The sequence below is a fragment of the Mycobacterium sp. genome, assembly GCF_032161845.1.
In the GTDB taxonomy this organism is placed as follows: Bacteria; Actinomycetota; Actinomycetes; order Mycobacteriales; family Mycobacteriaceae; genus Mycobacterium.
The window spans coordinates 1-3,571 of the sequence record NZ_JAVRQA010000258.1 but is presented as its reverse complement, the minus strand read 5'-3'; the positions used below and the strand labels follow the sequence as shown (position 1 = coordinate 3,571).

Here is a 3,571-nt window from a genome sequence, read left to right as displayed (position 1 = left end):
AAGACGCTGTCGGGCCCGGCGTCGTCGATGAGGTAGCCGCCCTCGGTGATCGTCAGCGAGACGATGCGCGTGGTCGGTGCGGCGATCAGTTCGATGACGGCTTCCGGGTCATCGGGTGCGAAGAGGTAGTCGACGATAGAGCCGATGACGCGGGGGTCGCGACTGCCGTCGGGGTTCATCGCAATCAGCGTGTAGAGGCCGTCCTGCTCGGACATCACCGTTGCCATCTTGCGATCGCCCGGCAGCACGCCGACCCCGCAGATCCCCCACTCCTTGGCGAGGCCCTTCTCGAGCAGCCGGTCGACGTACATCGCCTGGTGTGCTCGGTGGAAGCCACCGACGCCGAAATGCACTATGCCAATCGAGATCTCGCTGCGGTCGTACGACGGCTTCGCGATCGGGATCTCGGGCAGGGACCGGTTGTTGAGCTTCATGACGACACCATCACTTCCTCGACGCTACCCCGCAGTCGGTCGGCCGGGTTCCTCCCCGGGATGGTCTCCGCCCGCAAATCGGCCCGGTGTGGTTTCGAAGTCGAAAGTGTTGTGTACGTCACATCTGGATGTTAGCGTGATGATCATCTACGCGCACCCCAGAGCATTTGCTCACCGACGAGCGAGGAAGGTGAATCTGAGAACGTGGCGACATCGAGCTCGAACGGCCGGGTGGCTGAACCCCCCGCCGATGCAGCGCCAAACGGCGGTGCGACGCCAGAAGATCTTCGTCTCGCCCTGCGTGCGGCCACGCTGTATTACCTGGACGGCCTCACTCAGGCGGAGATCGCCGCGAAGCTCGGAGTGTCGCGCCCGACGGCGGGCAGGCTGATCGCCAGGGCGAAGGCCAGGGGCCTGGTCCGCATCGAAGTCATCGTCCCTCCGACGTTGAAGGACGACCTGCACGCCGACGAGGAACGCCTCCTCGAGAAGCGCTACGGCCTGACCGAAGCCGTCGTGACCGGACACCTTGGCCGCGCTGCGGGCGCACTCCTCATGCGCCGGCTCTCCGAGAACGACGTCCTCGGTTTCACCTGGGGGCCGGAGCAGGTGGCCGCGGTCACCGCCTTGACACCCGGCGTGGCGAGCTGCCGCGTGGTCGTCCAGCTCGACGGTGCGATGTCTACCGCCGCGTATCAGACGGGCATGGAGTTCATCCTCAGTCGCGGTGCTGACATGTTGCGCGCCAGTGCCATGCGGCTTCCGGCGCCCCTGTACGCCGACCCGTCGACGGTGGTCTCCATGCGCAACGACTCCGTGATTTCGCGAACGTTGGAGGCCGGTCGGCGCGCCGACACGATGCTGTTCGGCGTCGGGTCGACGACCACGTCCACCACCTTGTTCGAGGGCAGCTTCCTCGACACCAGGATGCTCGACGAGCTGGTATCACTCGGAGCCGTCGGTGAAATCGGCGGCCGGTTCTTCGACTCCGACGGTGCGCCCGTCGTCACCGAACTCGCGCACCGTGCCGTCTCCGTGCCGCTGGAGGACGTCCGCAAGTGCGCCAAGACCATCCTGGTGTGCAGTGGGCCCCCCAAGCACGAAGCGACGCGCGCTGCGTTGAGGGGTGGGCTAGCAAAGCTATTGGTATGCGACATCGAGTGTGCACGTTGGCTTTTAGATCAGTGATTAGTACTCAACGAGGAGTGGGGTGAAGATGAAATCGACACGAAGGGTGCTACACAAGCTCTCGGCGTGCACCGCCGCCGTCGGTCTGCTGTTGACCGCGGGCTGTTCGGGCGCAGGAAGTCTGGGTGCGTCGGACAACGAGGTGACCATCGCCTTGGTGTCCAACTCGCAGATGACGGACGCCCAGAAGCTGTCGTCGGAGTTCGAGAAGGCGAACCCCGGCATCAAGTTGAAGTTCATCTCGCTGTCGGAGAACCAGGCGCGGGCGAAGATCACCATGTCGACCGCGATGGGCGGCAGTCAGTTCGACGTCGCGATGATCAGCAACTTCGAGACCCCGCAGTGGGCCAAGGACGGTTGGCTGCTTCCCCTCTCGGACTACGCGAAGAACACGCCGGGCTACGACGAGGCCGACTTCATTCCGTCGCTGCGGGACTCGCTCTCCTACGAGGGCAACATGTACTCGGTCCCGTTCTACGGCGAATCGTCTTTCCTGATGTACCGCAAGGACATGTTCGAGCAGGCCGGCATCAAGGTCAATCAGGACCCGAACTACCAGCCCACCTGGCAGGAGGTCGCGGGGTGGGCCGACCAGCTGAAGAACGGAGACCGGGCAGGCATCTGCCTGCGTGGCAAGCCGGGTTGGGGTGAGGTGCTCGCGCCGCTCGACACGGTGATCAACACCTTCGGCGGTCGCTGGTTCGACGACAAGTGGAACGCGCAGCTCAACAGCCCGGAGGTCAAGAAGGCGGTCAACTTCTACGTCGACACCATCAAGAAGTCCGGCGAATTGGGCGCGTCCTCAACCGGTTTCCAGGAGTGCGCCAACCTGTTCGGTCAGGGGCAGACGGCGATGTGGTACGACGCAACGTCGGCAGTCTCGGTGCTCGAGGATCCCAAGACGTACCCGGATTTGGTCGGCAAGATCGGTTACCTGCCCGCGCCGATCGTCGAGAAGCCCAACTCGGGGTGGCTATACACGTGGGCGCTGGGCATCCCGAAGGCCGCGAAGAATCCCGACGGCGCCTGGAAGTTCATCTCCTGGATGACCAGCAAGGACTACATGAAGCTGGTCGGGGAGAAGCTGGGCTGGGCGCGAGTACCACCCGGCAGCAGGACCTCCACCTACACGGATCTGCCGCAGTACGAGGCGATCTCGAAGTCATACGGTCCGTTGACGCTTCAGTCGATCACCAACGCGACGCCGAACAAGCCGACCGTGCAACCGGTTCCGTACACGGGCGTGCAATTCGTTGGGATTCCCGAGTTCCAGGATCTGGGCACCCGGGTCAGTCAGCAGATCAGTGCGGCGATCGCCGGCCAGATATCGGTCGATGAAGCGCTGGCCCAAGCACAGCAATACGCCGAGGTCGTCGGCAAGAGCTACCAGGAGAAGTGATGACTCTTACTGCTGAAACCGAATCAGACGCCGATCAGGGGGCAGTGGCCGAACGCGTCCGCAAGATCCGTGAAGCCCAGGACACCGGCGTGAGCCGGGCCGAAGGCTGGCGCAGGCGCGGACCGCTGCTGCCCGCGCTGATCTTCATGATCGCCGTGACGCAGGTGCCATTCCTGTTCACGCTGTACTACTCGACGCTGTCCTGGAACCTGGTGCGGCCGGGGTCACGCCAGTTCGTCGGGTTGAACAACTACATCTCGGTCGTCAAGGACAGTCAATTCTGGTCGGTGGCAGGCAACACCGTCATTCTGATCGTCGGCGTGGTGCTGATCTCGGCGCTGCTCGGCTTGGGGATCGCCTTACTGCTGGATCGTGCGTTCCTGGGCCGCGGTGCCGTCCGGACCCTGTTGATTACCCCGTTCCTGATCACCCCCGTGGCGGGAGCCCTGGTGTGGAAGACGACGATCCTCGACCCCAACAACGGCATCCTCAACTGGGTGCTGTCGTTGGTGGGGATCGGTCCGGTGGACTGGATCGGTCAGTTCCCGTT

General features: G+C 63.8%; 4 protein-coding genes. 3 read left to right on the top strand and 1 reads right to left on the bottom strand.

Going from position 1 to position 3,571, the window contains the following annotated elements; genetic code table 11:
• Nucleotides 1-434 (bottom strand): mannitol dehydrogenase family protein (locus tag QOD90_RS14705; protein ID WP_526350907.1); only part of this gene is annotated, 434 nt, incomplete at its 3' end.
• A 231-nt stretch (nt 435-665) separates the two neighbouring features.
• On the opposite strand from QOD90_RS14705, the gene QOD90_RS14700 reads away from it, so the two are divergent.
• The 3 genes from QOD90_RS14700 to QOD90_RS14690 all read left to right on the top strand — a co-directional run.
• The gene (locus QOD90_RS14700) at nt 666-1,622 is read left to right on the top strand and encodes a sugar-binding transcriptional regulator (RefSeq protein ID WP_526350909.1); all 957 of its coding nucleotides are present in this window, start codon (nt 666-668) and stop codon (nt 1,620-1,622) included.
• Nucleotides 1,623-1,650: 28 nt separating this feature from the next.
• Complete coding sequence (locus QOD90_RS14695; RefSeq protein ID WP_526350905.1) at nt 1,651-3,021, top strand: ABC transporter substrate-binding protein; 1,371 nt, start codon at nt 1,651-1,653, stop codon at nt 3,019-3,021.
• The coding region (locus tag QOD90_RS14690; protein ID WP_526350903.1) for a carbohydrate ABC transporter permease at nt 3,021-3,571 on the top strand (551 nt) is incomplete at its 3' end. The genes QOD90_RS14695 and QOD90_RS14690, both read left to right, overlap by 1 nt.

What these genes read in the sequence shown, in the direction of transcription:
- QOD90_RS14695 (WP_526350905.1), top strand. Translation starts at nt 1,651, where the DNA reads ATGAAATCGACACGAAGGGTGCTACACAAGCTCTCGGCGTGCACCGCC.